General features: G+C 75.4%; 22 protein-coding genes. 5 read left to right on the top strand and 17 right to left on the bottom strand.

Features of this window, described 5'->3' with window-relative positions; all coding sequences use genetic code 11:
• Nucleotides 1-47 precede the first annotated feature (47 nt).
• On the top strand, nt 48-890 hold the full coding sequence (locus B8281_RS13210) for an MBL fold metallo-hydrolase (protein ID WP_085387967.1): 843 nt from the start codon (nt 48-50) through the stop codon (nt 888-890).
• A 57-nt stretch (nt 891-947) separates the two neighbouring features.
• Here the strand turns inward: B8281_RS13210 and B8281_RS13205 are convergent, their stop codons facing one another.
• The 6 genes from B8281_RS13205 to B8281_RS13175 all read right to left on the bottom strand — a co-directional run bounded on the left by B8281_RS13205 (nt 948) and on the right by B8281_RS13175 (nt 7,975).
• Nucleotides 948-2,195, bottom strand: coding sequence for a phosphatidylserine/phosphatidylglycerophosphate/cardiolipin synthase family protein (locus B8281_RS13205; RefSeq protein ID WP_369824973.1), 1,248 nt, complete (start codon nt 2,193-2,195; stop codon nt 948-950).
• Between the two features lie 140 nt (nt 2,196-2,335).
• Entirely contained in the window at nt 2,336-2,605 is a 270-nt protein-coding gene (locus B8281_RS13200; RefSeq protein ID WP_021482649.1) for a Rho termination factor N-terminal domain-containing protein, read from the bottom strand.
• Entirely contained in the window at nt 2,592-4,220 is a 1,629-nt protein-coding gene (locus B8281_RS13195; RefSeq protein ID WP_085387965.1) for a hypothetical protein, read from the bottom strand. The genes B8281_RS13200 and B8281_RS13195 overlap by 14 nt, the downstream gene beginning before the upstream one ends.
• A 68-nt stretch (nt 4,221-4,288) precedes the next feature.
• Nucleotides 4,289-5,350 (bottom strand): tyrosine-type recombinase/integrase, encoded by a 1,062-nt coding sequence (locus B8281_RS13190; protein WP_085387964.1) that lies wholly within the window; start codon nt 5,348-5,350, stop codon nt 4,289-4,291.
• Nucleotides 5,351-5,453: 103 nt separating this feature from the next.
• Nucleotides 5,454-6,161: a histidine phosphatase family protein gene (locus B8281_RS13185; protein ID WP_198163070.1), complete on the bottom strand. Its 708-nt coding sequence runs from the start codon at nt 6,159-6,161 to the stop codon at nt 5,454-5,456.
• Between the two features lie 1,082 nt (nt 6,162-7,243).
• On the bottom strand, nt 7,244-7,975 hold the full coding sequence (locus B8281_RS13175; protein ID WP_157446634.1) for a HEAT repeat domain-containing protein: 732 nt from the start codon (nt 7,973-7,975) through the stop codon (nt 7,244-7,246).
• Between the two features lie 321 nt (nt 7,976-8,296).
• Here B8281_RS13175 and B8281_RS13170 point away from each other — a divergent pair, with 321 nt between their 5' ends.
• On the top strand, nt 8,297-8,719 hold the full coding sequence (locus tag B8281_RS13170) for a hypothetical protein (RefSeq protein WP_085387961.1): 423 nt from the start codon (nt 8,297-8,299) through the stop codon (nt 8,717-8,719).
• Between the two features lie 60 nt (nt 8,720-8,779).
• Here B8281_RS13170 and B8281_RS13165 read toward each other — a convergent pair whose 3' ends face one another.
• A complete protein-coding gene (locus B8281_RS13165; RefSeq protein WP_034656138.1) occupies nt 8,780-9,304 on the bottom strand; it encodes a putative immunity protein in 525 nt (174 codons plus the stop codon).
• A gap of 250 nt (nt 9,305-9,554) precedes the next feature.
• On the opposite strand from B8281_RS13165, the gene B8281_RS13160 reads away from it, so the two are divergent.
• Nucleotides 9,555-10,313 (top strand): DinB family protein, encoded by a 759-nt coding sequence (locus tag B8281_RS13160; protein ID WP_085387960.1) that lies wholly within the window; start codon nt 9,555-9,557, stop codon nt 10,311-10,313.
• Between the two features lie 30 nt (nt 10,314-10,343).
• Here the strand turns inward: B8281_RS13160 and B8281_RS13155 are convergent, their stop codons facing one another.
• Nucleotides 10,344-10,817 carry a hypothetical protein gene (locus tag B8281_RS13155; protein WP_085387959.1) on the bottom strand — a complete coding sequence of 158 codons (474 nt, stop codon included), beginning with the start codon at nt 10,815-10,817 and terminating at the stop codon, nt 10,344-10,346.
• A gap of 12 nt (nt 10,818-10,829) precedes the next feature.
• Nucleotides 10,830-11,615 (bottom strand): class I SAM-dependent methyltransferase, encoded by a 786-nt coding sequence (locus tag B8281_RS13150; RefSeq protein WP_085387958.1) that lies wholly within the window; start codon nt 11,613-11,615, stop codon nt 10,830-10,832.
• Nucleotides 11,616-11,724: 109 nt separating this feature from the next.
• Between B8281_RS13150 and B8281_RS13145 the strand changes: the two genes are divergently transcribed.
• Nucleotides 11,725-12,165, top strand: coding sequence for a pyridoxamine 5'-phosphate oxidase family protein (locus tag B8281_RS13145; RefSeq protein WP_198163069.1), 441 nt, complete (start codon nt 11,725-11,727; stop codon nt 12,163-12,165).
• A gap of 23 nt (nt 12,166-12,188) precedes the next feature.
• Here B8281_RS13145 and B8281_RS13140 read toward each other — a convergent pair whose 3' ends face one another.
• From B8281_RS13140 to B8281_RS13130, 3 genes are all read right to left on the bottom strand, one after another.
• Nucleotides 12,189-12,932 carry an SHOCT domain-containing protein gene (locus B8281_RS13140; RefSeq protein ID WP_085387957.1) on the bottom strand — a complete coding sequence of 248 codons (744 nt, stop codon included), beginning with the start codon at nt 12,930-12,932 and terminating at the stop codon, nt 12,189-12,191.
• A 153-nt stretch (nt 12,933-13,085) separates the two neighbouring features.
• Nucleotides 13,086-13,724, bottom strand: a complete 639-nt coding sequence (locus B8281_RS13135) for an FMN reductase (RefSeq protein ID WP_034656126.1) — start codon at nt 13,722-13,724, stop codon at nt 13,086-13,088.
• A gap of 150 nt (nt 13,725-13,874) precedes the next feature.
• A complete protein-coding gene (locus tag B8281_RS13130) occupies nt 13,875-15,062 on the bottom strand; it encodes an LLM class flavin-dependent oxidoreductase (protein ID WP_085387956.1) in 1,188 nt (395 codons plus the stop codon).
• Between the two features lie 365 nt (nt 15,063-15,427).
• On the opposite strand from B8281_RS13130, the gene B8281_RS13125 reads away from it, so the two are divergent.
• The gene (locus B8281_RS13125; RefSeq protein WP_021483180.1) at nt 15,428-15,772 is read left to right on the top strand and encodes an RNA polymerase-binding protein RbpA; all 345 of its coding nucleotides are present in this window, start codon (nt 15,428-15,430) and stop codon (nt 15,770-15,772) included.
• Nucleotides 15,773-15,859: 87 nt separating this feature from the next.
• Here B8281_RS13125 and B8281_RS13120 read toward each other — a convergent pair whose 3' ends face one another.
• The 5 genes from B8281_RS13120 to B8281_RS13100 all read right to left on the bottom strand — a co-directional run bounded on the left by B8281_RS13120 (nt 15,860) and on the right by B8281_RS13100 (nt 24,651).
• Complete coding sequence (locus tag B8281_RS13120) at nt 15,860-16,678, bottom strand: polyprenol monophosphomannose synthase (protein ID WP_085387955.1); 819 nt, start codon at nt 16,676-16,678, stop codon at nt 15,860-15,862.
• The gene (lnt, locus tag B8281_RS13115; RefSeq protein ID WP_369824891.1) at nt 16,675-18,447 is read right to left on the bottom strand and encodes an apolipoprotein N-acyltransferase; all 1,773 of its coding nucleotides are present in this window, start codon (nt 18,445-18,447) and stop codon (nt 16,675-16,677) included. The genes B8281_RS13120 and lnt overlap by 4 nt, the downstream gene beginning before the upstream one ends.
• Before the next feature lie 284 nt (nt 18,448-18,731).
• Nucleotides 18,732-20,372 (bottom strand): amidohydrolase, encoded by a 1,641-nt coding sequence (locus tag B8281_RS13110; protein WP_085387954.1) that lies wholly within the window; start codon nt 20,370-20,372, stop codon nt 18,732-18,734.
• A 178-nt stretch (nt 20,373-20,550) separates the two neighbouring features.
• The gene (locus tag B8281_RS13105; protein ID WP_085387953.1) at nt 20,551-23,529 is read right to left on the bottom strand and encodes an RNA helicase; all 2,979 of its coding nucleotides are present in this window, start codon (nt 23,527-23,529) and stop codon (nt 20,551-20,553) included.
• A gap of 51 nt (nt 23,530-23,580) precedes the next feature.
• The gene (locus B8281_RS13100) at nt 23,581-24,651 is read right to left on the bottom strand and encodes a diacylglycerol kinase family protein (RefSeq protein WP_085387952.1); all 1,071 of its coding nucleotides are present in this window, start codon (nt 24,649-24,651) and stop codon (nt 23,581-23,583) included.
• Nucleotides 24,652-24,653 lie beyond the last annotated feature (2 nt).

The following is a 24,653-nucleotide window of genomic DNA, read 5'->3' as shown; positions in this document are numbered from 1 at the left end:
CGGGCCCCGCACGGGCGGGGCGGGTAAGGACGACTCGAGGAGGTTCCATGCAGGTCACGTTCCACGGGCACGCGTGCGTCACGGTGCGCCACGGCGGTCAGGTCGTCGCCATCGACCCAGGCACGTTCAGCGACGCCGCGGCCGCGCTGGCGGACGCCGGCACGGTGCTCCTCACCCACCAGCACCCCGACCACGTGGACACCGGCGCCCTCGGCGACGCCCTCGCGGCCCGGCCGGAGCTCACGGTGTGGGCGCCCGAGGAGGTGGCCGCCGCGGTGCGTCCCGCGCTGCCCGACGGCGCGGCGTCGCGCGTGCACGTCGTCGCGCCGGGGGACGGCCTGGACCTCGGCGGCCTGGAGGTCGGGGTGGGCGGCGGCCGGCACGCGGTGATTCACCCGGACGTCCCGCGGATCGCGAACGTCACGTACCTCGTGCGCGGGGACGGGGCGACGCTCCTGCACCCAGGCGACTCGTTCGACGCCCCGGACGCGGGCGTGCTGGGCGGGCAGCGGCTCGACGTGCTGCTCGCGCCCGTCTCGGCGCCGTGGCTCAAGCTCGCCGAGACGATCGACTTCGTGCGCGCGCTCGACCCGCGGGTCGTGGTGCCGGTGCACGACGCGCTGCTGTCGGACGTCGGGCACGGCCTCGTGAACCGGCTCCTGGGGGAGCAGCGCACCGGCGGCACGTACGAGTACCGACCCCTGGCGACCGGGGAGTCGATCGACGTCGCCGCGGGCGCCCTGGACGGCGCGGCCGGGGTCGTCGCGCGCGAGCTGCGCGACGAGCACCCCGAGTTCGGGGAGGTCGCGCTGCTCGAGACCGACGAGACCGTGCCGCCGCGGCCGGAGGAGGAGGCGGCCGACGTGCTGCGCTCCGACCCGGCCCGCTGAGCCGCGGACCCCGCCCGCCGTCGTCGTCGCCCTCCGGCGGCGGCGACGGTGGTGCTGCTAGAGCAGCGGGCGCAGGGGAGTGAGGACGATCTCGCTGAGCTTCGCCGCCACCGAGCGGGAGTCCCACTCGTCGAGCGTCAGCTCGCGCGAGTTCGACAGGTCGACCTCGAAGACCTTCTCCATCTGCTCGGCCACTCCCGGGTCCGTGATCTCGAGGTTCACCTCGTAGTTCCCCGTGAGGGACAGCCTGTCGATGTTCGCCGTGCCGATCGTGGTCCACGCGCCGTCGATGGTCGCGGTCTTCGCGTGCACCATGGCGTTGCGGTACAGGTGGATGCGGACCCCGCCCTTGAGCAGCGCCGTGTACAGGCCGCGCGACAGCCAGTCCGCGAGCACGTGGTTCGAGCGCTCGGGCACGAGGACCCGCACGTCGACGCCGCGCGCCGCGGCCGCGAGCAGCGCGGCCAGGATCTCCCGGTCGGGGATGAAGTACGCCTGCGTGATGTAGACGTGCGAGCTCGCGCGGTCGATCGCGTCGAGGTAGATCCCGCGGATCGGGAACACCAGGTGCGCCGGTGCGTTGCGGGCCGCGCGCAGCCGCGGCTCCCAGTGCACCGACCCCGGGTCGGCGAGCAGCGGCTGGTCCGACGCGCGGTTCGCGTTCCAGAAGTCGACGAACGCGTTGCGCAGCTCCCACGCGCTCGGTCCCACGAGGCGCACGTGCGTGTCGCGCCACTGCGTCGCGTACAGGGCGCCGATGTTGTACCCGCCCACGAAGGCGATCTCGTCGTCGACGACGAGGATCTTGCGGTGGTCGCGGCCGGACTTGCGCACGTTGAGCATGAGCACGCCCGGGCGGAACACCGGGTACCGGATGACGTGGATCGGCTCGGGCAGGTCGAAGAACGCCTGCGGGACGACGAGGTTCGCGAAGCCGTCGTACACGACGAACACCTCGACGCCGCGCTCGCTCGCCTCGACGAGCGCCTGCTTGAACTCCTCACCGAGCGCGTCGGCCTTCCAGATGTACGTCTCGAGCAGGATGCGGCGCCGCGCACCGCGGATCGCGCCGAGCATCTCCCGGTACACGTCCTCGCCGTACGTGAAGACGGTCGTCGTGGTGCCCGCGACCTCGACGTCGGCGGGGGCCGAGCGCGGGAACGACGCCTCGGTGGCGTTGCGGCGCTTGCGGATCGCGTCCGCGGTGACGAGCACGCCCGCGACCGTCACGGGCGCCGCGACGGCGACCACGAGCGCACGGGAGAGCAGACGGCGGGCGGTGCGCAGGGCGGAGTCGGCGGACAGGTGCACGCACTCACCGTAGCGGGCGGCACCCCGGGCGCGACCGGAAGACGGTCGCGCCGCGGGTGAGATCCCGCACGGGCCGTCCCCGGCGCGTCCCCGGGCTGTCCGCGGTGCGTCCCTGGGCTGTCCGCGGTGCGTCCTCAGTGCGAGCGCAGCGCGCGGACCAGCTCCGCCTTGCGCATGGAGGACCGCCCCTCGATGCCGATCTCCGCGGCGCGCTTGCGCAGCTTCTCGACGGTCCAGTCCTCGTAGTCGCCGGCCTTGCCGCCCTTACGGCCCACGCTCGTGCGCGACGAGCCCGCCGCGGCGTTCGCGATGCGGGCCGCCTTCTCCTTCGAGTCGCCCTCGTCCCGCAGCTTCTCGTACAGGTCGGGGTCCTTCACGCTCGGACCCGGGTCACGCTTCGGCACGACGGCCTCCTTCACCTCGGTCCGGCGGCCCGGACGGCTGCGCCGGTCTCCCGACAGGTTCTCGCCCTCGGCGCCCTCTCGCACGCGGACGCCTCCGACCGCGCGGACGTCGCTCCAGCACGACGACGCGCGACGACCCTGCGTCCACGTGCCCCACGTGCCCCGCCAGGGCGGTGAACCCCGACGGGTCGCCGTCGCCGACGACGTCCCAGCGCACGTCCCCGTCCTCGAGGGAGAGGGCGACCGTCCGCGAGCGCCGCGACGAGCCGTCGGAGACGACCAGGGCGAGCGTGGCGCCGTCGGTGAACGCGGCCGCGACGCCCCGGGTGAGATCGACCCGGACGCCCGTGGTGCCCGGGCCGTCGTCCGCCGTCGTGGTGGTGCTCCCGGGCGCCGTGACGACGCCCGGCGCGGCAGGGCGACCGGCGGGGGAGCTGCGCGGCCACGACCACACGGGCTCGCCCGAGCGCGCGTCCAGGGCGACGACGCGCTCACCGGTGACGACGACAGCGCGGTCGGCGGCGAGCGCGACGACCTGGGCGACGGGCTGTGCGAGGCGCCACCGCTCGCGCAGCCCGTCGCCGGTGCCGTCCGCGGCCGCGAGGGCGCGCACGCCGTCGGCGGTGGCGACCAGCCACGGGGCCGCGTCGTCCTCGGGGCCGACGAGCGGCCGCAGGAGCCGACCGTCGACGGCGGCGAGCACCGCCGCGTCCGGGGCGACGCGCTCGGTCGTCGCCTCCCGCCCCGGCGGCAGCACGCGGGTGCGCAGGAACGTCCCGTCGGGCAACGGGACGACGTCGGTCGTGACGGCCGGGCCTGGCGCGTCGAGACGGGTACCCCCAGCGGTGAGGACGGCGCTGACGCGACAGCCCCGCACGACGAGCAGGCCGTCCTCGACGGTGGCGGCGGCCTGCCCGGCGACCTGGGGCCGGCACATCGGGGTGCGTTCCGCGTCGTCGGGCGGGACGTCGTGCCGCCAGCGCACGCGCGCCGTGCGGGCGTCCTGGAGCGCGAGGTGCACGACCCCACCGGTGCGGGCCCACCGCAGCACGGTCCCGTCGGGCGCGGGGACCGCGCGGCCGAGCGTGTCGCCCAGCGGCACCGGCCCGGTGACCGGGCCGTCGGGGCCGACGACGTGCGCGACCGGGGCGAGCGCGGGTCCCGTGAGGCACACGAGCACGTCGGTCACCGGGCCCGCCGACTCGTCGGGGGTCGGTCCGCACGTGGCGGTGGCGTCGAGAGCGAGCCAGCGCCGGTCGCCCGAGGCGGCGTCGCGCCCTTCGACCCCGGCGGCGGTAATCGTGACGACCACCTCGTCGACGACGGCGACGCGCGGGGTGGCGGCGTCCGCGGACCAGGCGGGGGCCGGGGGCACGGCGAGCGAGCGGACGGCGCCGGGGTGGGCGAGGCGGGCCTGCTCCGCCGTCGAGGCGCGCCACGAGCCGACGGCGCCGAGCGCGACGGCGAGCGCGAGCAGGGGCGCTCCGACGCGCGCGAGGAGGGCGCGTCGTCGGGCAGGGGCCGCGCGCCCGGGTGCCCCCTCCGCGGGTGTGCCGCGCCCGCCCGGCGCGGGCTCGTCGTCGGGGACGAGCTCCACCCGGTGGAGCGGGGCCATGCCTGTGACGCTACGCCCCGCCCGGCCGGGTGTCAGCGCCCCTGAGGGCACGCCCGCGTACGGGGCGGTCAGGCCTCGCTGGGTTCGAGCGCCGCGGAGAGCGGGTGGGCCCGGATCGCGGCCGCGAGCTCGCCCTCGATGCGGTCGAGGTAGACGCCGGTGGTCGCGATGGACGCGTGCCCGAGGAGCTCCGCGACGACCTTGACGTCCCAGCCCTCCGCGGCGAGCAGCGTCGCGGTCGTGTGGCGCAGCGCGTGCGGCGTCGCCTCGCGGCGGTACTGCGCGGGCATGCGCTCGACGCAGCGCCGCAGCAGCCCGCGCACGGCCTGGGCGTCGATCCGGCGGCCTCGCCATGACAGCAGGAGGGCGCGCTGCGCGTCCGGGTCGTCGGGCCGGCGGGCGAGGAGCGTCGGGCGCAGGCGCGCGAGGTACTCCTCGAGCGCGTCCGCGAGCGGGGGAGAGAGCGTGACGGTGCGGACGTGGCCGCCCTTGCCCTGGATGCGCCACCGCGTCTGGTCCGGCTCGCGGGAGAAGTCGTCGAGGTTCGCCCGCTCGAGCTCGGACACGCGCGGGCCGAGGACGAGGAGGAGCGCGACGACGAGGCGGTCGCGGAGCTGGAGGTCCTGGTCGCGGCGCGAGACGGCGGGCTCCCCGGGCGCGCGGGCGGCGGACACCTCGAGCAGCGACGCCGCCGAGCCCGCGGACAGCGCGGTGCGCGCGACGCGCAGCCCGTCGCGCAGGCGGGCCGGGGGAGCGGCCCACTGCATCGGGTCGGCCTGCACCCAGCCCTCGCGCGCGGCGTGCGCGAAGAAGCGCGTCACCGACTGCCGGAACCGGTTCACCGTCGCTGCCGAGCGGCCCGTGCTGCCGGGCTTGCGCGACGCGTCGGCGTACCGGCCGTCGGGCGTGGTTTGGTAGCGCAGCAGCACGTCGTCGACGTCCTCGCCCGTGACGTCGTCCAGGACCCGGGCGGGTCCCGCGAGGCGCGCGAACTCCGCGACGTCCCGCTCGTAGCTGCGGCGCGTCGTGGGGGACAGGATGCCGCGCAGGGTCTGCGCGGCGACGGACGCGAGATAGCGGTCGGCTGCCTCGGCGACGGTGATCCGCTCGAGGCGGGGCGGGGCGACCATGGTGCGGGCCTCCTGGGGGACGGGTCGCCGTCAGCCTAGGACGCGCCACCCACAGCGCTGCCCGCCTGCGGCGCGCTGACCTGCACCGACGCTCTCGTGGTCGTCAGCCGCGCGCCTCGGTGCCCGCGGCGAGGTGCGCGACGTCGCCCAGGGCGACGACGGCGCGATTGTGGAAGTAGCCGTCCTCGCGCAGCGTCGTGATGCTGCCCGAGGGCACCGGGAAGGCGACGTGCCCCGCGGCGTCGACGGGCATGCCGATCCAGGCCGCGACGACGAACGTGGCGGCGAAGCCGTGCGTCACGACGACCTGGTGGTCCACGTCCCGGCGCAGGAGGTCCGTCGTCGCCGCGTACACGCGCAGCGCGACGTCGAGGCGGGTCTCGGCGCCGGCGACACCGACGTCGTGCCGCAAGCGGTCGCCCGTCGCGGGCGGCGGGACGAACCGTGCGTCGAGCCACGCCTGGGGGCGACCGCCTGCCTCGCCGTAGGACGCCTCGCGCAGCCGCGGGTCGAGGCGCACCGCCGTGCCGAGCGCGTCGGCGACCGCGGTCGCGGTGCGGCGCGTGCGCAGGAGGTCGGACGTGACGACGTCCGTGCTCGCACCGGCCGGGACACGCGCGCGCAGCGCCGCCGCGACGAGGTGCGCCTGCCGCAGCCCGGCGGGCGTGAGGTCGGAGTCGTGCTGGCCGCCGACGAGTCCGTCGACGTGGTGCGTCGCCTCCGGGTGGGTCACGACGTGCACGGTGCGTTCGCGCACACCGACGAGGTCGGGCAGCGGGGGAGCGAGGAGTGGTCGGGGAGCGTCGGGCACCGGGACAGGGTGGCACACGGCCCGGAGGACGGTGATGCCGAGGGGAGCGTCGCGGCGGACGGCGTGCACCCTGACGCAGGGGGAGCGGCGCCTGGGGCGGAGATTGATGACTCGGGCACACTCGGCAGCGGGAGGGCGGCCCGAGCAGCGGCGATGATCCGATGCGCGGTCACCGCGCGCACTTGCGCGTCACCATGGTGTTGACCTAAACACAATGGTTTGGGGCCTATGTCCGATTCTAGGCATCGTAGCCGATGGTGCGGTCCCGAACCACCCGTCGGGTGCGCGGCGCTGCGACGGGTCGCGGCGAGCTCGCGGACGGCGGTCGGTCGGCAGGCTCGTCGGCGGGGTCCGTGGGTCGAGCCCGCACGGGGGACACCGTGCGCCAGGTCCACACGCCGGCCGCCGCGAGGCCACCGGCGGCGCCGATGACGAGGAACGCCAGGACGGTCAGGACGAGCACGGGCAACCAGACGAGCGTCGCGCACGTCGTCAGGACGCGTCCAGACCGACGGGCGTCCGGTGCGGGGGCCGCGAACACCGACGTCGCCGAGCCGAAAGCCGCCGAGACGGAACCCGAGGACGCTGGTGCGATCGTCGTGTCGATGCCGGTCCGTGACGCACGCCGCAGGGATCGCGCCGCGCGGTCAGTCGCTCGGGGATCGGCGCCGCGGCTGGCGGGGGCGAGACGCTGCGGTGCGTACGTCGTCGTGCTCATGTCGAAGGGGAGTCCACCAGGGCGCCTCGTGATGCGCTGGAGGGCGCTTCGTTCCGGCGAAATGACATAATGTACATTATCGGCGCGCCTCGCAACGAGGTGTATCCGTAGGAGTCCGCGCGTGGACGCGATCCACATCCCGGCCACCCAGCACAACGCATCCCCGGTGTCCTGGGTCTGCCGTTGCCGTGCGACTCTGCCATCTCGTCGCAGGAACCCTTGGAGGTCGATCTCGAGCGCCATCTCCCTGGACCGGGATCTCGCGCAACGCTGACGCCGGCTTCTGGCTACGGACGTGGTGAACCTGGACCTTGCCTGACGCGCCGTACCCGGCTGCGGCCATCAGGAGTTCGACACCACGAGGTCAGACCCGATTCCTCGGAGGTTGATCTCGAGCACCACGCCCCTGGACCGAGATTCTCCACAATGCTGACGCCGCCGCACGCCGCGAGGCCCAGTCCCCTGTGAGCGCCAACTTGCTGAGCGCTGACCTTGCCTGGCGGCACCGCATCTCGCCAAGAGCTTCCGCAGCGAAAACACCGACGCTCCGGTCTTCGAGCAGCTTCAGCAGAACCTCAGGCACTCCTTCGTCGCGCAGCTTTGACAGGTTGCGGATGATCTCGAACCGAGAGCCTCCGAGTTCGTGGTCGCCCGCGAGGTCGAGGAACACGTCGGTCCAGTTCGGTGTGACCAGCCGACCCAGGGCTGAGCCGACATACTCGCGGATTCGCTCCTGCCACGTCGGGCCGCCCTCGTGCACCATCTCGGCCTCGACGGGATCGCGATAGTCGGCAGGAACGCGGCGAATGAAGAAGGCGAGCTGCGGAACGGCATGGTTCGCAGCCTGCGGCACGGCGACCTTGTCGATGAGCACCTGGACGAGCGGAGGATATCGAGCAGAAAAGACGTGCGCGAGGAGCAACGGCGCTAGCGCCTCGACGTTCTCCTCGTCGAGGAGGACGTCGTCGATGGTCGCGACCGTGATCTTCCGAGATTTCAGTTCGCCGAGCAGTTCCATGGCTGCCTCGTCGAACAGGCGCTGCGACTCCAAGGCACTGCCGAGAACTCGCCGCTCACTGCGGCCGACGCCGTCCATGCGCCTGAACGTACCGTCCACCGGTGACTCCGCGACCGATCCGGAACCAGGCACGGCGTTCGGGCCTGATCCTCCGAGCAGCACGTCGACCTGCTTGCCAGGACGCGCGTGCTGCCTGGTGGAGCGCTGCACGACGACACGCCCCTCCGTCGCCCGGGTCTCTCCCTCCGCCTCCGCTCAGAGAACCCCCCGAGCGACCTCTCCCCCGCCGACCGCGGCCTGTTCATCTCGAGGCCTGCCTGCCAGCATGTCGACTGGTGCGTGCATGGAACCCTGTCGCGTCGTACGGCCCGCGCGGGTCCTCGGGTGTGTACTGGCCGCATGGGATCCGCCGGCCTGGAACCGTCCACCCGCTGCGCGATCGACGCGGTCACCGCGCTGCGTCTCGTGCTCGACGACGTGACCCTCGGGTCGCGCCGCCCGCTCGTCGGGCCGTCCGTCCTGCGCAGCCACGCGCTGTCGATGCTGTACCAGGACGTGCGGCGCGGCGCCCTCGACGAGAAGACAGCGCGCGAGCGTCTCGAAGGTGTCGCCTCGCTGCGGATCCGCCTGCTCGGCGATCGGGTCTCGCGCGCGACGGCGTTCCGCATCGCGCGCGAGCTCGACGCCGACGACACGGCGGTCGCCGAGTACGTCGCGGTCGCGACGCTCCAGGCCGACGTCCTCGTGGCCGGTGACGAGCAGGTCACCGCCGCGGCGGACGGCCGAATCCCCCTCGTCGCGTACGAGGACCTCCTGGGCTGAGGCGCTCGGGCGCTCGTGTCCCGCGCCCTTCTGGTCGCCCCGTCCGAGCCGGGCCCGGGGTCAGTCGTCGAACACGTGCCAGCAGATCGCGCTGCGACGCCGCTGGTCGTCGAGCACGAGCTCGCGCAGCTCGGCCGGGATGCGCCCGCGCTGCCGGTCCCGTTCCGCGAGGCGCGCCGCCTCGGCGTCCTCCCCCCGTGCTGCGGCGTCCGCGGCAGCCGCGCGGATCGCGTACGCCGCCGCGCCCAGCCCGTGAGCGGCGACGTGCGCCACGGCGACGGCCTGACCGGCCGCGAGCGCCGCGTACTTGACGGGTGCGGCCTGGTCGCGGCCGGCGGCGTTGGCGACGAAGGCGGTGGTGTGGGCGGTCTTCATGGGGACGTCGCCGCGGATCCAGGCGCGGGCGACGTCGAGGGCGTCCCGGGGTCGGGTGTCGTCGGGTCGTGCGCGTTCGAAGATCGGCAGGACGTGCTCGGCGCAGTCGACGGCCCACCGGGCGATCTGGTGGTGGTGCTCGTCGGTGAGGGTGCCTCCGCGTCGGATGGTGACGAGGCGGGGGTCTCGGTCGGTGGGCAGGATCGGCATGGTGCGATGCTCCCCCGGCCCGGTGTCGGGGCATCAGCCCTGGGAGCGCGCGGGGCTGGCGGCCGGGGGTGCTCTGGTGGGGCGAGGGCCGGGCGGCGTACGGTGCGAACGTCCCCGTTCGTCGTCCGTCCGGGAGGTGCTGGCGCCTCTCCCCCGGGCTGGGACCCTCGTGCCGTGTCGTCGGCGCGATGGGTCCTCTCCCCCGGGTCTGGCGTGTCCTGTCGGGCGGGCCGTTCTCGAGGAGGCGCTCATGGTCCGGTTCACCCGTTCTGACGATCTGCGGGGTGCGACGTTCGAGGGTGTGGACCTGCGGGGCGCGCGGTTCGTGGAGCCGGACCTGTCGGGGGTCGTGGTGCGGGGTGCGCAGGTGGAGGGTCTGGACGTCGACGCGCCGTGGTTGTCGGACGGGGATGCTCCGGTGCTGGTGAACGGGGTGGACGTGCGGGGGTTCGTGGAGGCGGAGCTGGACCGGCGGTTCCCGGGCCGGGAGCTGCGGCGGGCGGCGGATCCGGAGGGTCTGCGGGTGGCGTGGGCGGCGCTGGAGTCCACGTGGGTGGCGACGCTGGAGCGGGTGGCGGCGCTGCCTGTGAGCGCCGTGGACGTGTCGGTGGGCGGTGAGTGGTCGTTCGCGCAGACGGTGCGGCACCTGGTGCTGGCGACGGACGCGTGGCTGGGGCGTGCGGTGCTGGGGGTGGAGCAGCCGTTCCATCCTCTGGGGCAGCCGGGCCCCCAGGCGGCGGAGGACGGGTTGGACCTGTCGCTGTTCGCTGTGGGGACTCCGTCGTTCGGGGAGGTGCTGGAGGCGCGGGCGGGCCGGGTGGCGATGGTGCGGGACTTCCTGGCGGGGGTAACTCCGGAGTCGTTGCGGGTGGTGCGTCGCAACCCGTGGTCGCCGGAGTATCCGGAGACGACGTTGTCGTGCGTGCACGTGATCCTGGAGGAGGAGTGGGAGCACCACCGGTTCGCGGTGCGGGACCTGGCTGTGGTCGAGGCGTCGTTGGCGGGGTGAGCGCGGGCGTTCCTGCTGTGGCGCGTGGGGTCAGGCGGTGTCGGACACCTGGGCGGCGAGGTTGGGGGTGAGCCGGGTGAGGTCGGGGTCGGCGGGGAGCCCGTCGGGGACGAGGGTGGCGGTGACGAGGGTCTGGGCGTCTCCGTACTCCACGCGGAGGTGGCCGTCGTCGAGGTCGGTGACGAGGCCGCAGGTGGAGGCTCCGGCGTCGTCGCCCGGGGTGTCGCCTTCGACAACGATGACGAGGCAGACGACGTCCTGCCCGTCGCGGGTGCCCGACCCGGCGTAGAAGGTGGCGCCGTCGAGCTCGCCGAGGCGTCGTGCCGTGCCGGGGTCCATCTCGTCGGGCGTCATCGTGTCGGCGAGGTCGTCGTCAGGGGTGGCTGGGTCGGCGAGGCGGGTGACGAGGTCCTGGGGTGTCACGGGCCCGGAGCAGGCGGCGAGGGCCAGGAGCGCGGCGCCGACGAGGAGGACGGGTCGGGTCCGGCGGCGGGACAGGTCCATCGAGGATGGATATCACGTCGCGGGGGCTGGTCGGGGTGGGCGCCGGTACACGGACACGTGGGAGGGCGACTCTGCAGTGAACGGCTCCCCCGCCCATCCGGCGTGGCGGGTCTCGAGCTCGAGGCCGGCGAGGCGGGCCATGAGGTCGAGCTCGGGGGGCCAGACGTACCGGTGGGGTGTGCGGCCCACGGTGGCGTGGCCGTCGTCGTCGAACCGGACGTGGTGGGACACGACGCGCTGGTGCAGGACGTCGTAGGTGTCGACGCCGAGGTGGCCGGGCTCGGCGAGCCAGACGGTCGCGGTGCGCCCCGGCGGCAGGGCGCGCAGCTCGGGGACCCAGAGCTCGACGACGAACCGACCTCCTGGGACGAGATGACGTGCAGCGTTGCGGAAGCACTCGACCTGGGCGTCCGGGGTGAGCAGGTTGGAGATCGTGTTGTCCACGAGGTAGACGAGCGTGTGCTCCCCCGGCACCCTCGCGGTGGCCATGTCGCCGACGACGACGGGGAGGGTCCTCTCGTCGGCCTTCTCGCGCAGCCGGGCGACCATGTGCCGGGAGATCTCGATGCCGGTCACGGGCACGCCGCGCGCGGCGAGCGGGATCGCGACCCGGCCCGTGCCGACCGCGAGCTCGACCGCGCTCCCCGGGCCCGCGAGCGCCGCGAGCCGGTCGACGGCGGGGTCGAGGGTGTCGGGGGCGAACATGCCCTCGTCGGGGGTGTCGTACCGCGCGGCGGCGTCGGCGTCCCAGAGGCGTTCCTGGTCGGTGCCGGCGTGGTCGGTGCGGGAGTCCGTCATCGTGCGACGGTGTCAGGCGCTTGCCGGGCGGTCCAGCGATTTCGTGTCGTGGGGTCTTCGGTGTCCTCGGTGTCTCCGCTCGGGCGACACCGGGCGCTACGGTGGCGGCATGGATCGTGCGGCGTTCGTCGGCTTCGTCCGTTCTCAGGGGTGGGGGGTCGTGGCGTCCCTCGGTCATGGCGGTGGCCCGCAGGCGGCGTTCCTCGCGGTGGCGGCGACGGAGGCGGGTGAGCTGGTGTTCGACGCGCGCGCGTCGTCGCGCAAGGTGGCGAACGTGGCCCGGGACCCGCGCGTCGCCGTGACGGTCGGCGGGACGGACGGGACGACCGTGCAGTGCGAGGGCGTCGCGGACGTCCCGGCGGGTGCGGACCGGCGGCGCTGCGCCGCGGCGTACGCGGCGGCGTTCCCGCAGTTCGCGGGGTCGTTGCGGGACGACGGCATCGTGCTGCTGCGGGTGACCCTGGCGTGGGCGCGGTACGGGGACTTCCGTGACGGCCGGTCGGTGATGACGGAGGTCGACGTGACCGGGTGGGGCCCGGCCGGGGACTGACGCACTCCGTCGGGTCGGTCCCCTCAGTCGAGCAGGGCCTGCTTGGCGCGGGCGTACTCGGTGTCGGTGAGGTCTCCGGCGCGGTGGAGGGCGGCGAGGCGTTCGAGCCGGGTGACGAGGTCAGCTCCCCTGCCGGTGGGTGCCGGGTCGGTGGTGGCGCGCCCGACGACGCGCCACAGGGCGCGGGTGAACACGCCGGGTCGGCGGGTGGTCCCGGCGTGGTCGGGGCGCAGGTGCGGGACGCGGGCGGAGGGCACGGTGCGGTCGTCGAGCTCGATGGCGCCGGGGCGGGTGGCGGCGAGGGAGCGGGCGAAGCGCGCGAACCGTGCGGAGGAGCCTTCGAGCAGGACGGCGCGCGTGGCGCGGGCGGTGGGGTGCTGGTCGTCGCGCCAGGTGACGGCGACGGTGGGGCCGTCGCCGGTGACGGTGACGACGGGTCGCCCGGCGGGTTGCAGGACGGTGTCGTCGCCGCGCACGAGGCGCAGGCGGGTGCCGTCCCACACGAGGCGGCCTCCGGCGACGTGGAACATGGCGGGGTACCGGGGTGCGGCGGTGAAGCGGGCGGCGTCGGGGGCGGGCTGCGGTGCCCGGACGATGCCGACGGGTCGGCGCCGGGGCGGGGCCGCGACGTCCTGGTCGGGGCGGGGCGCGTGGTCGGCGAGGGCTTCGACGACGGGGACGGCGAGGGTCTGCGGGGCGGCGGGCCGCGCGGCCGGTTCCGGGTCGCCGGGTCGTGCGGCCTGGTCCTCGGTGGTGCTGCGGCTCATGGTGCTCCCCCGTCGTTGTCGGTCCCCCGATCCTGCCGCGACGGGCCTGCCGGGGGCAAGGCGGGTCGCGGTGCGGGCGGGGTGTCGTCGCAGGTCGGGCAGGGGTGCGCGCCCCGGCCGGAGCACCGGTGGCCGGGGCGCGCGGTCAGGGGGTCACAGGCCGCCGAGCAGGGCGGTGAAGTCGGGCGTGCCGGCGAACGGGTCGGCCGGGCCGGTGTTCTTGCGCAGCGCGACCTTCTCCGCGAGCTCGCGGCCCGCGCGGGCGATGCGGGCGGGCAGGCCGCCCCCGGAGTCGCCCTCGGCGGCCGCCCAGTCGTCGGTGGCGGCGAACACGGAGGTCGTGGCGACGTCGGCCCGCAGGTAGGTGAACAGGGGGCGCAGCGAGTACTCGAGCGCGAGCGAGTGGCGGGCGGTGCCGCCGGTCGCGCCGAGCAGGACGGGCGTGCCGGTGAGCGAGTCCTTGTCGAGGACGTCGACGAACGACTTGAGCAGCCCGGAGTACGTGGTGGTGAACAGCGGGGTGGTCACGACGATCCCGTCGGCGGCGGTGAGGCGCTCGAGCACGCCCGCGAGGTCGCCGGTCGGGAAGCCGGTGAGCATGGCGTCGACGACGGCGTGCGCGTGGTCGCGCAGCTCGACGGTCTCGATCTCGGCGCTCACGCCGAGGCCCTGCAGCTCGCGCAGCGTGGCCTCGCCGAGCCGGTCGGCGAGCAGGCGCGTGGAGGACGGCTTGGACAGCCCGGCGGACACCACGACGAGGCGGCGGTCCGGGGCGGGGGTGCTGGCGGTCATGCGGTGCTCCTGAGGTGCTGACGTGCGGTGCGGGGTGCGGCCCGTCGCGGGCCGGGTGCTGCCGTGCCCGACGGCGGCCGGTCGCGGGTGCGGGGCACTCCTCGACCGTACGCCGTCGGGCGGGTGGTCACGGCGCGGGTGTCGCCGGTGTCACAGGCCGAACGCGGCACCGGCGGTGGCGGTGCGGGTGTCGTCCTCGGCGGTGCGCCCGGTCCAGAGGTCCTCGGTGCCGCCGACGTGCGCGGCGCCCTCGGTCCCGGCCGCGCGGGCGGCCGCGACGCGCTCGGCGTGGCTCGGCGGGTTCGCCGACACGTGCGCGGGGCGGACGGCCTCCATCTCCTTGCGCAGCACGGGCACGACCTCGCCCGCGAGGAGGTCGATCTGCTCGAGCACGGTCTTGAGCGGCAGGCCCGCGTGGTCGACGAGGAACAGCTGGCGCTGGTAGTCGCCCACGTGGTCGCGCATCGCGGCGTACCGGTCGATGACCTGCTGCGGCGAGCCGACGGTGAGCGGCGTCTCGCGCGTGAAGTCCTCCATCGAGGGCCCGTGCCCGTAGACGGGCGCGTTGTCGAAGTAGGGGCGGAACTCGTCCCACGCCTTCTGGGAGTCCTTGCGCATGAACACCTGGCCGCCGAGCCCGACGATCGCGGTGTCCGCGGGGCCGTGGCCGTGGTGCTCCCAGCGCTGACGGTAGAACTGCACCATCTGCTTGGTGTGGCTCATGGGCCAGAAGATGTTGTTGTGGAAGAACCCGTCGCCGTAGTAGGCGGCCTGCTCGGCGATCTCGGGGCTGCGGATCGACCCGTGCCACACGAACGGCGGGACACCGTCCAGCGGCCTCGGCGTCGAGGTGAAGCCCTGGAGCGGGGTGCGGAACTTGCCCTCCCAGTCCACGACGTCCTCGGTCCACAGCCGGCGCAGCAGCGCGTAGTTCTCGATCGCGAGCGGGATGCCCTGCCGGATGTCCTGCCCGAACCACGGGTACACCGGGCCGGTGTTGCCGCGGCCCATCATGAGGTCCATGCGGCCGTCGGAGATGACCTGGAGCATCGCGTACTCCTCCGCGAGGCGCACCGGGTCGTTCGTCGTGATGAGCGTGGTCGAGGTCGACAGGACGATGTTCTTCGTCACGCCCGTCAGGTAGCCGAGCATGGTCGTCGGCGAGGACGGGACGAACGGCGGGTTGTGGTGCTCCCCCGTGGCGAAGACGTCCAGCCCCGCCTCGTCCGCGTGCTTCGCGATCGTCAGCATGGACCGCACGCGCTCGGTGTCGTCGGGGGTCCGGCCCGTCGTGGGGTCCGTCGTGACGTCGCCGACGGTGAAGATGCCGAACTGCATGGTGTGCTCCCGTGAGTCCTAGGTCGATGCGTTTGCATGTACATGCCGCTCAACCGGGCTCCCCCCGGGTTTGTTCCCGCACCCCGGGCCGCGAGGTGTGAGCGTGCACACGTCCGGGGCCGGGCGGGGGCCGCGGAGTTGCGCGGGGCATCGAAACCCGGGAGCCTGGGAAGGCGCGCCGAGGCGGGCCGGCACGACGCACCGCGGGGGCCACCAGGTCGTGAGGCCCCGCGACGTTCACCGGACCTTCACGGCGTGTCGGAACACCGACCGCACGTGAGGCGTTGCCTCTCGTAGATCGGGCCGCTGCCCGCACCCCCACCGGGCGCGCCCACCCACCCCCGAAGACCCCTCAGGAGGACACCATGGCCGACCGTTCGCTGCGCGGGATGAGCATCGGTGCGAAGAGCATGGAGTCGGACGAGGGCGTCGACTTCGCCCCCCGCTTCCAGGCGCACTACGACTGCCCCAACGGGCACACCATCATCCTGCCGTTCTCGACCGACGCCGAGGTCCCCCCGGTGTGGGAGTGCCGCTGCGGCGCCGAGGCGCTGCTGCGCGACGCGGAGCGCCCCGAGCCCAAGGCCGGCAAGCCCGCCCGCACCCACTGGGACATGCTGCTCGAGCGCCGCACCATCTCCGAGCTCGAGGAGCTCCTCGACGAGCGCCTCGGCCTGCTGCGCGCCGGCAAGCTGCGCCGCAGCGCCTGACGCCTCGCCGCGCCCGTCACGAGAGGCCCGGACCCCCGCGAGGGGGTCCGGGCCTCTCTGCGTCGCGGCCATCACCGCGGGGACGTCTCAGCGCGTGCCGCGCCGCCCCGCGACCGACCGCGCGAGGCTCGCGAGCTGGGCCGCGCGCCGTCGGGCACCCCAGACCGTGACCTTCCACAGCGCCTCGGTGACGATCGCGCGGCTCATCTTCGACCGCCCCGCCGTGCGCTCGACGAACGTGATCGGCACCTCCGTCGCGCGGCCCCCCGTCCGCACGACCCGCCACGCCATGTCGACCTGGAAGCAGTACCCGTGCGACTCCACGCTCGCGAGGTCGACGGCGCGCAGCGCGGAAGCGCGGTAGGCGCGGTAGCCCGCCGTCGCGTCGCCCAGGTGCAGCCCCAGCGCGAGGCGCACGTACGCGTTGCCCGCGCGCGAGAGCACCTCGCGGTGCCGCGGCCAGTTCTCCACGCGCCCGCCCGGGACCCAGCGCGACCCGATGACGAGGTCCGCGCCGTCGTGCGCGCCGTCCGCCGTGGCGGGGCCGAGGGCGGCGAGCAGGGCTGGCAGCTGCTCCGGCTGGTGGGAGCCGTCGGCGTCCATCTCCACGAGCACGTCGTACCCGGCGTCCAGGCCCCACCCGAACCCCGCGACGTACGCGGCGCCCAGGCCCTCCTTCCCGGCCCGGTGCAGCACGTGCACGCCCGGGTCGACGGCGGCCGCGGCGTCGGCGAGGTCGCCCGTCCCGTCCGGGCTCGCGTCGTCCACGACGAGCACGTCCGCGTCCGGGACCGCGGCGCGCAGGCGCGCGAGCGTGCCCGGCAGGGTCAGCGCCTCGTCGTACGTGGGCACGACGACGAGCACGCGCCCGCCCGGGACGCCGCCCTCCCCCGCGCGCGGGCTCACGGTGCCTCGTCCCCGGCCGGCGCCGGGGCGGTCCGGGTGCGGCGCTCGCGGACGACGGTGACGACGCCCGCGGCGAGGAGACCCAGGGCGAGGAGCTCGACGACGCGGCCCGGCCAGTCCCCGGCCCGCACGGCAGGCGTGAGGCTCGTGCGCAGCGGCAGGTCGGCGACCATCTGGTCGGCGGTGAACAGGCCCGTGCTCTGCAGGAGCGTGCCGTCGGGGGCGATGACGCCGCTGACGCCGACGGTCGAGACCTGCACGGTCGCGCGGCCCGTCGACACGGCGCGCAGCCGCGACATCGCGAGCTGCTGCGTCGACTCGGCGGTGTACCCGAACGAGGCGTTGTTGGTCGGCACGACGAGCAGCTCGGCGCCCGCGTCGACCGCGTCGTTCACGAGGCCGTCGTAGGCGACCTCGAAGCAGATGACGACGCCGAGCGGCACCGTGCGCCCCAGGCGGGGCGCGTCGAGGTCGACGACGCCGGTCTCGGTGCCCGCGATCATGTCGATGCTCACGCGGTCGACCTGGTCGGAGAACACGCGCAGCAGGGAGCGCAGCGGGATGTACTCGCCGAACGGCGCCGGGTGCTGCTTGGCGTAGCGGTCGACGACACCGGTGCCCGGCTCCCACAGGAGCGACACGTTGTACCGCCCGCCGGTCTCGGGGTACTCCTGCGCGCCGACGAGGATCGGCGCGCCGACCTCCTGCGCGACGTCGTCGATGGCGCGCGCCACCTCGGGCGTGGTCTGCGGGTCGAGGTCGGACCCGTTCTCGGGCCACAGCACGACGTCGAGGTCGCCCGGCTCGACGTCGTCGAGGAGCGCGAGCGTGCCCTGCAGGTGGTTGTTCAGCACCTCGGCCCGGTTCGCGAACGACCCGAGCCCGGGCTCGCCCACGTTGCCCTGCACGGCCCCGACGGCGAGCGTGCCCGCCTCGGCGCGTGTGTCGAGCGGCACGAGCAGCGGTGCGACGACGAGCGCGGCCGCGACGACCACGGGGACGACGGTGCCGGTCACGACGTCGCTGGTCGCGATGTCACGACGGCGCACCACGGCGAGCACGGCGACCGCGAGCAGCGACCCGGCGAGCGCGACGAGCAGCGACACGAGGACCTCTCCCCCGAGCCACGCCGCGCGACCCAGCGGGGAGTCCGCCTGGGAGAACGCGAGCCGGCCCCAGGGGAACCCGCCGAACGGCACCTCGGTGCGTGCCTGCTCGGCCCCGACGAACAGCACCGCGAACGCGACGGCCTGTCGCCCGGGGTGCCCCGTGAGCCACGACCAGCGGCGCGCCCAGACCCACGCGGCACCGAGCAGCCCGACGAAGCACGCCTCCATGACGGACAGCGCGAGCCACGGCACGGTCTCGGTCGCGTAGTTCGCCCACCACAGGTGCGGCAGGAAGAACGCCAGGCCCCACACCAGGCCCACGAGGAAGCCCCAGCGCGCGCCGTCGCGGCGCAGCGCCCAGAACAGGGCGGCCACGCCGACGAACGCGAGCGGCCACCACCCGCGGTCGGGGAACGCGGTGTCGGTGAGCAGGCCGCCCGCGAGGGCGAGCAGGAGCGTCAGGGGCCGCGACGGGACGGCGGGCGACGAACCCGCGGGGACCTCGCGCTCGGATCGGCCGTCGGGCCGTGCGTTCGGTCCGGCGTCCGGCCCAGCGTCGGGCTGCCGGTCGTGAGGCGTGCCGGTCTCGGGCGCACGGGCGGCCGTGCCTGCGGGGCGGGATCGCCCGGCGGGAGCGGCCGGGGGCTCGGGGGCGTGCACGGGTGCACCCTACGCCACGGACCTGCACGAAGACCTGGCGGGCCGCCGCCGTCCGCGGAGGGCTGACGGGCACCGGGAGGGAGTGTGTGCGGGCTCGCGCGCCCTTCGGCCCGTACGACGCCGCCACCGGCGGAGCACGTTTTCTACTGAGCGCGCGAGCCCGGCCAGGTACCCGGCGCGGCACGCCGAGGGGTCGTCGTCGGTGGCTGATCCCCCTGCGGCCACGGGGGCCGGAACACCCTGTCGAAACTACTCCGGCTCACCGCCCTGTCAAGCGGGAGCGATCAGACGAAGGTGTCGAACAGGGGCACTCCGGCCCGCACGGTCTGCAGGCACCGCGGTCGCGGCATGTCCGGCCCGAGCTCGGGCAGCAGCGGCTGCCCCGCGCGCGCGTCCGTGCTCCACGACGACGTCGTGCGGCCCAGCGCGCCCTGCACCACGAGGTGCTCCCCGCGCCACACCGCGAGGTGCGCGGGCGCCCCCACGCGCAGCTGCCCGGCGCCGGTGTGGTCGAGCCCGGCGATGCGCCACCCGCCGCGCGTGTGCGCACGGAACGCGGCACGGGCCGAGATCTGCTGGTCCGGGTCGACGTGCGACATCGCGGCGAGCACGCCCGCCCACGGGTCGATCCGCGTCACCGGCGCGTCCGACCCGAACGCGAGCGGCACGCCCGCACCCGCGAGGTCGGCGAAGGGGCTCAGGCCCTGCGCCCGCATCGCCCCCACGCGCGCCGCGTACATACCGTCCGGGCCGCCCCACGCGGCGTCGAACGCGGGCTGGATGCTCAGGCTCACCCCGTACAGCAGGAGCGTGGCGAGCGCGGTCGCGTCGACGAACAGCGCGTGCTCGACCCGGTGCCGCGCCGCGCGCACCGCGCCCTGCCCGTGCGCCTCGGCCGCGAGGCCGAGCCCGCGCACGAGCTCGTCCATCGCACGGTCCCCGATGACGTGGAACCCGCCCTGCGTGCCGACCGCCGCGACCGCGGACAGGTGGTCCGCGATCTGCTCCGCCGTGAGGTACAGGTTCCCGCGGTCGCCGCGGTCCGGCCCGTCCTGGTACGGCAGCCGCATCGCCGCCGTGCGGGACCCGATCGACCCGTCGACGTTGAGGTCGCCCGCGATGCCCGCGAGGCCGGGCACGTCCGCGAGGAGCGCGCGGGCGTCGTCGGCCGTGGCGCACAGCTCGCCCCGGTACCCCACGACGTGCGGCAGGCCCGACGACGCGTCCGCCGTGAGGGCGAGGATCTCCCGCAGCCCGGCGCGCGTGTCGATGTGCGGGGCGCTCATCTCGTGCACCGACACCACGCCCTGCTCGGCCGCGGCCCGCAGCGCCGTGCGGTACAGGTCCGTGCGCCGCGCCGGGGACACCGCCCGGGCGACGTCGCGCGCGACGTGGTGCGCCTCCCCCGCGACCCAGCCCGACTCGTCCCACCCGGGCCGTGTCTCGAGCGCGCAGCGGCGCGCGAGCGTCGTGGACACCACTGCGGAGTGCACGTCGACCCGCGCCGCGTACACCGCCCGGCCGCCCGCCGCGGCGTCGAGCTCCTCGCGCGTCGGGGGCCGCCCCTCGGGCCAGGACCGCTCGTCCCACCCGAACGCGAGCACGACGTCGTCCTCGTGCGCGACGGCCGCCGCCTTCGCGACGGCGTCGAGCGCGGCCGCGAGCGACGTCACGCCGGCGCTCGCGGACAGGTCGACGCCGGCCAGGGCGAGCCCGACCTCGAACAGGTGGACGTGGGCGTCGACGAACCCGGGGGCGACGAGCGCCCCGTCGAGGTCGATGACGCGGTCGGCGCGGGCGGCGAGCCCGTCGGCCGTGTCGTCGGCGCCGATCCAGGCGATGACGCCGTCGTCGACGAGGAGCGCTTCCGCGAACGGGTCGGCCGGGGAGTGGATCACGCCGCCGCGGTACAGGGTTGAGGCCACAGTCCTTCACGATACCGCCACAACCCGCCGTGCTTCACCGCCCGGTGGCGGCGTCGGCGCAGGTCCGGGGGCGTGTCGTGCACGTCACGCCGCACGGCCGCAGCGCCGACTCTCCGAGCCGTCCGCCGAGGCGGCCTCGCGCCCCGGCGGACGGGGGTGCAGCCGGGGCGGGGCGCGCTCAGACGCTGGAGTAGGCGACGACGCCGCGGCGCAGGCGGTCGATCGCCTGGCGTGCGGTGCGGCGGACCTCGGGGGTGGGGGCGGCGCCCGCGACCTGGTCGAGGACGTCGATGACCTGCTTGCACCAGCGCACGAAGTCGCCGGCCGCGATCTCGGAGCCGCGCAGCACGGCGTCGAGGCTGCGCCCGACGGCCCAGCGGTGCACGGCGGTGACGAGGCCCTCGTCGAGCGGCCCGGTCGCGTCGATGTCGTGCTCGTCCTCGAGGTCGTCGACCTCGGACCACACGCGTGTGGTGGCCTCGAGCGCGTGCGCCAGCCTGCCGTGGGGGCCGCCGGGGACGTCGGGCTCGCCGTGGTCCTCGCGGCGCCCGGCGTACACGCACGTGGACACGACGGCGGCCAGGGCGGGGGCGTCGAGGTCCTCCCACACGCCGCGGCGCAGGCACTCGGCCAGGAGCAGGTCGTTCTCGGCGTAGAGGCGGCGCAGCCACTGCCCGTCGGGCGTGACCTGCAGCCCGGTGCGCGCGGCCTCGCGGGCGGCGCGACCGGTGGGCGGGCCGCCAGGGGTCTCGGCCTCTTCCTCGTCGAGGGCGTCCTCGAGCGGTGCGGCCGGGTCCTGCGCGGGCTCGGCGGGCGCGAGGTAGCCGAGCGTGACCAGGACGTCGCAGATGCGGTCGAAGACGCGCGCGATGGAGCCGGTGCGGCCCTCGACGCGCCGCACGAGCTGGTCGTGCTCCTTCTTCAGCCGCGCCCACCGCTCGGCCCAGCGGGCGTGGTCCTCCCGGTCGGGGCAGTCGTGGCACGGGTGGGCGCGCAGCTGGGCGCGCAGGCGCGCGAGCTGGGCGTCGTCGGTCGCGCCGGACCGGGTGCGGGTGGTGCGGCCGGGGCGCGTGCCCGGCTCGTCGAGCGCGCCGAGCGCGTTGCGCAGGGTGGAGGCGAGGTCGCGCCGCTGGGCGGGCACGCGCGCGTTGAACGTCTTGGGGATGCGCACGCGCGCGACGGTGCGGATCCCGCCGGGCGCGTCGGCGACGGTGAGCTTCTTCACCTGACGGTCCTGCGTCAGCACGGTGGGGCGCGGCCCGTCGAACCCGGCACCCTCCCCCGGGTCGAGCACGACGACGTAGCCCGCGCGCCGCCCGGACGGCACCTCGACGACGTCCCCGGGCCGCAGCCGCTCGAACGCGGCGACGACCTCGGCGCGGCGCGACCGGCTCGCGGCGCGCGACAGGTCGCCCTCGCGCGCGGTGATGCGCCGCCGCAGCGCCGCGTACTCGGCGAAGTCGCCGCGGTCGCACGTCATCGCCTGCGCGTACCCGTCGAGGGCCTCGGCGTGCGCCTGCGCCTGCTTGGCCAGGCCGACGACGCCGCGGTCGGCCTGGAACTGCGCGAACGACGTCTCCAGGACCTCGCGCGCCCGGTCGCGCCCGACCTGCGCGACGAGGTTGACCGCCATGTTGTACGTGGGCCGGAAGCTCGAGCGCAGCGGGTACAGGCGCTTGGACGCCAGGCCCGCGAGGTGCACCGGGTCCAGGCCGGCGTGGTCGACGACGACGGCGTGCCCCTCGACGTCGATGCCGCGCCGCCCGGCGCGCCCGGTGAGCTGGGTGTACTCCCCCGGGGTGACGTCGACGTGCGCGGTGCCGTCCCACTTGACGAGCTTCTCCAGCGCGACGGACCGGGCGGGCATGTTGATGCCGAGCGCGAGCGTCTCGGTGGCGAACACGACCTTGATGAGGCCGCGGCTGAACAGCTCCTCGACCGTCTCCTTGAACACGGGCAGCAGGCCCGCGTGGTGGGCCGCGATGCCGCGCGCGAGGGACTCCGTCCACGTCCAGTACCCGAGGACCTCCAGGTCCTCGGTGGGGATGGTCGCGGTGCGCTCCTCCGCGACGCGCCGGATCTCGGCCTCCTCCGCGGGCGACGTCAGGCGCAGCCCTGCGGTGAGGCACTGCTGCACGGCGCCCTCGCACCCGGCGCGGGAGAAGATGAAGTAGATCGCGGGCAGCAGCCCGTCCGCGTCGAGCGCGTCCACGACGGCGAACCGGGCGGGGGTGCGTCGCCCGACGACGGACCGGTCCGGTCCCGGGCGGCGCCCGCCGCGGCCGCGGTACCCGCGGTCGCCGGACCCTCGCCGTCCGCCCGGCCCGGGGCCGCCGGTGCGGGGCGCGGTGCGGAACGCGGCGAGCAGGTCGGGGTTGATGGGCGGGTTCACGCCCGGGTCGGTGGGGTCCACCGTCCCGGCGTACAGGTCGAGCAGGTCCGCGCCGGGCGCGCGCCCGCCGCCCGCGTGCGCGACCCCGGCCGCGGGGTTCGCGGACGCGACGAGGACGTGCTGCCACAGCGGCACGGGCCGGCGCTCGCTGACGACGACGGTCGTGTCGCCGCGCACCATCTCCAGCCAGTCGCCGAACTCCTCCGCGTTGGACACGGTCGCGGACAGGGACACGAGCTGCACGTCGTCGGGCAGGTGGATGATCACCTCTTCCCACACGGGCCCGCGGAACCGGTCGGCGAGGTAGTGCACCTCGTCCATGACGACGTACGCGAGCCCGTCCAGGGTGCGCGACCCCGCGTAGAGCATGTTGCGCAGCACCTCGGTCGTCATGACGACGACGGGCGCCTCCCCGTTGATCGTCGTGTCACCGGTGAGCAGGCCCACGGAGTCGGCTCCGTGGCGGCGCACGAGGTCGGCGTACTTCTGGTTGGACAGCGCCTTGATGGGGGTGGTGTAGAACGCCTTGCGCCCGCTCGCGAGGGCGAGGTGGACAGCGAACTCGCCCACGACCGTCTTCCCGGCGCCCGTGGGCGCGGCGACGAGCACGCCGCGGCCCTCCTCGAGCGCCTCGCACGCGCGCACCTGGAAGTCGTCGAGGGGGAAGTCGAGCACCTGCCGGAAGTCCGCGAGCCGCGTGCGGGACGCCGCCTGGCGGGCCCGGGACGCGGCGTAGCGGGCGGCGGGCGATTCGTCGGCCGTCATGCCGTCAGCCTACGGTCCACCGCCCACCTCGCCGGTCGAGAGCCCCCTTGCTCAGCGGGTAGGGGTGGCGGCGTCGAGCACGCGCAGCGCCCCGGGGACGACGTCGACGCGCAGCGGCAGCGGCCCGAGGTGCTCCCCGTCGGCGAACGCGTGCGGCGGCGCGGCGCCCGCGGCGGTCGGCTCGACCGTGACCGACGTCGCGCGCACGGTCCCGACCGCGCGGTGGGCGAGGTGGCGCCCCGCGTACATGCCGGGGAAGACGCGCGCGGCGCCCCACCGCCCGAGCGGGCCCGCGACGACGACGTCCAGCAGGCCGTCGTCGGGCGCGGCGTCGGGCGCGACGCGGACCCCGCCGCCGAAGCGGGGGCTGTTCGCGACGGCGACGAGCGCGCCCGGCGACTCCCACACGAACGCCCGCCCGTCCGGGCCGCCGGCGCCGTCCGGGTGCTGCGCGGCGTCGGGCGCGGGCAGCAGGGGCGCGCCGGCGAGGACGTCCGGCACGTCGTCGCCGGCGGGCACGCCGCGCACCGTGACGCGGTACCCGTAGGGCCGGTAGCGGGTGATCTCCGTCAGGGCGGAGCGCGCGTACCGGGACCGTCCGCGCGGCCAGGTCGCGGCGTTGGCGTGCGCGTTCACCGCGGCGTCGATCCCCGCGGACAGCACGCCCGCGTACCAGCGCGCCACGGGCACGTGCTCGCCCGTGACCCGGGCGGCGTCGACCACGCGCACGCGCGCCCCGGCGCTCGCGGCGGGCCCGAGCGCGCCCAGGAGGGCGTCGACGCAGCGGTCGGGGCGGCCGGTGGGCAGGTCGAGGGCGTGCGCGAAGTCGTTGCCGGTCCCCACGGCGACGATGCCGAGCGGCACGCCGGTGCCCGCGGTGGCGTTGACGCCGAGGTGCACCATGCCGTCGCCTCCGACGACGACGAGCGCGTCCACGCCCTGTGCCGCGCCGGTGCCGCGGACGGCGGCGTCGGCGGACTCCTGCGCGAGGGGCAGGCTGGGGGCGCTGAGGTCGAGGACGTCGTGCCCGGCCGCGGTCAGCGCCTCGGCCGTACGTGCGCCCGCGGTGCGGCCACGCCCGCGCCCGGCCGTCGGGTTGACGACGAGCGCGACCGTGCTCACGC

Source organism: Cellulosimicrobium sp. TH-20 (assembly GCF_002105775.1).
GTDB lineage: Bacteria > Actinomycetota > Actinomycetes > Actinomycetales > Cellulomonadaceae > Cellulosimicrobium > Cellulosimicrobium funkei.
This window is presented reverse-complemented; position numbering and strand designations above follow the sequence as displayed.